3 protein-coding genes are annotated in these 2,447 nt (G+C 73.8%); all 3 read right to left on the reverse strand.

Translation table 11 applies throughout. The annotated features are described in order from the left end of the window. Window positions 1-1,458, reverse strand: a 1,458-nt coding sequence (locus H5J29_RS29245; RefSeq protein WP_181784203.1) for an MFS transporter, incomplete at its 3' end; no start/stop codon positions are given. 196 nt (window positions 1,459-1,654) lie between these two features. Beyond that, window positions 1,655-2,167, reverse strand: coding sequence for a VOC family protein (locus H5J29_RS29250; protein ID WP_181784204.1), 513 nt, complete (start codon window positions 2,165-2,167; stop codon window positions 1,655-1,657). Beyond that, window positions 2,164-2,447: hypothetical protein (locus tag H5J29_RS29255; protein ID WP_181784205.1), on the reverse strand; the 284-nt coding region annotated here is incomplete at its 5' end. The genes H5J29_RS29255 and H5J29_RS29250, both read right to left, overlap by 4 nt.

Here is a 2,447-nt window from a genome sequence, read left to right on the forward strand (position 1 = left end):
GGACTTCGCCCGGGTCTTCCCGTCCACGGTCTCCCGCAGCTCGGTGCGCGGCAGCGCGACCATCAGCGCCAGCACGAGGGCGGTGAGGGCGACGACGGCGAGGAACGCCTGCGCCGTCGCCGTGCCCAGCGCCTCCGCCGCCGACCGACCCTGCCCGACGAGCACGTCGCGCCGGTCGGCGAGCAGGGCGCCGATGACCACCACACCGATGCTCCCGCCGATGTTGCGGAAGAAGTTGACCGCCGACGTGGCCGCGCCGAGATCGCTCAGCCCGACCTCGTTCTGCACGCTGAGCGTGATGTTCAGGACCGTCAGCCCGAGCCCCACGCCGAGGGCGATCATGCCCCCGAGCAGCCAGGCCGCGTGCCCACGCGGACCGAGGTGCACGGCGATCGCGAGCATCCCGACGGCGAGCGTCAGCACCGCGAACCCGGTCAGGAGCACCGGCCGCACCCGACCGGTCCGCGAGGTGATCCGCCCGCCGACCGTGGTGGCCACCAGGCTCCCCGCGCTCATCGGGAGCAGCATCAGGCCCGCCTCGGTGGGCGAGTAGGACCGCGCGACCTGCAGGTAGGGCACCACGAACGTGGCCCCGAGCAGCAGCAGCGGCCCGAGACCCGCCGCCCCGGCGACCGCGATCGCCGTGCTCCGCCTGCGCAGCAGGCCCAGGGGGACGACCGGCATCCGCACCCGCCGTTCGACGACGACCAGGCCGACCAGCAGGAGCAGGGCGACCGGCAGCGCGACCAGGGTCTGCCAGGACAGGAACGCGTAGCTGTCGCCGACGAAGGAGATCCAGACCAGGACCAGGCTGGTGGCGGCGACGACGAGGACGGAGCCGAGGTAGTCGATCGTCACCTCCCGCCGGTGGACGGGCAGCCGCAGGGCCCACTGCAGCACCCCCTGGCAGAGCAGGACCACCGGGACCGCCACCAGGAAGCACCACCGCCAGCCGAGACCGGGGGTCTCGGTGAGCAGCCCGCCGACCAGTGGGCCGCTCACCGTGGCCACGATGGACGCGGCGCTGATCCACCCGGTGTACCGACCGCGCCTGCGCGGCGGGATCAGCACGCCGAGCACGACCTGCACCAGCGCCTGGACCCCACCGAGTCCGATCCCCTGCATCCCGCGTGCCGCGATCAGCACCCCGATCGACGGGGCGAGCCCGGCCAGCAGCGAACCGACGAGGTAGATCGTGAGCGCCACCTGCAACAGCAGCTTGCCCGCGACGAGGTCGGCGAGCCTGCCCCACAGCGGCGCGGTCGCCGTGGTGGCCAACAGCGTGGCCGTCACGACCCAGACGAACGCGATCTGACCGCCGCCGAGGTCCGCGAGGACCGTCGGCAGGGCCGTGGTGATGATCGTTGTGGACAGGGTGGCGGTCATCAGCGCCATCACCAGCCCGCTCAGCGTGACGGCGAGCGGGAGGGCCGGGACGGGGGTGGTACCCGCGTTCATCCACCGCCTCCGCCCCGGGGTGCCCGCGCACCTCCCGTGTCGAGTTGATTCGCATCTCGAATGATTCGAGCCTAGTACTACATGGCCGGACCGCTGAAGGGCCGACGCGTGACCATTCCGCTACGCCGTCCCGGTCGGCGACGCGGACGGCCCTGACCAGGCAGGAAGGCTCGCCGGGCGAGCGTTGCGCCTGGTGTCAGGACGGCGGGCGGACGGCTTCGAGCAGGTATCCCATTCGGTCGGCGGTGTCGAAGTAGACGTGCCCGCCGTCCGCGTTCGGCCCGTAGCCGACGATCGACTGCAGGGCGGCGAACCCGGCGTCCGCCATCGCCTGCGTCTGCGGGGCGAGCTCCGCCACCCGCACGGCCAGGTGGTGGAGGCCGTACCCACGCCCGGCGATCCAGTCGTGGTACACGCTCGGCCCGCGGACCGGCTCGATCAGCTCGACGAACCCGTCGGGGCTGAACGCGATCCGCGAGGCGTAGTCCCCGGGCCGGTCGCGGTAGCGGGAGGCGCCCGGGCTCGCGGCGGTCCGGGGAGGCAGCACGGTCCACCGCTCGGCGGGCCCGAGGGTCAGGTGGGCACGCATGGCGGCGGCGAGGTCCGGAACCACGATGCCCACGTGGTCGAAGGGGCCCGCCGCCAGCAGCGGGACCCCCTCGGCCTGCTCGAGGGGCAGGGGTGCACCCGGTCGGCCGACCGTCCTCATCGGAACATCGAGGCGGTGGCCGGGTCCTCGGCGAAGCCGGCGAAGAGCCCGATCTCCACCACCCGTCCCGCGTCCACCCGGATCGAGACCGAGGACCGCGCGAACGGCCCGTCCGGCGCGGCCGCCGGGCGCTCGTCGAACAGGACGAGGTGCGCCCTCGGCCCATCGGCCGCGCTGACCCGGGTGGACACGAGCTGCCCGGGGGCGAGCGCGAACGCGATGTCGGACCACCGGGCCAGCTCGGTCGCCTCGACGCCCGCCGCGCGGCGCGTCAGCTCGG

The sequence above is a fragment of the Pseudonocardia pini genome, from assembly GCF_013870575.1.
GTDB lineage: Bacteria > Actinomycetota > Actinomycetes > Mycobacteriales > Pseudonocardiaceae > Pseudonocardia > Pseudonocardia pini.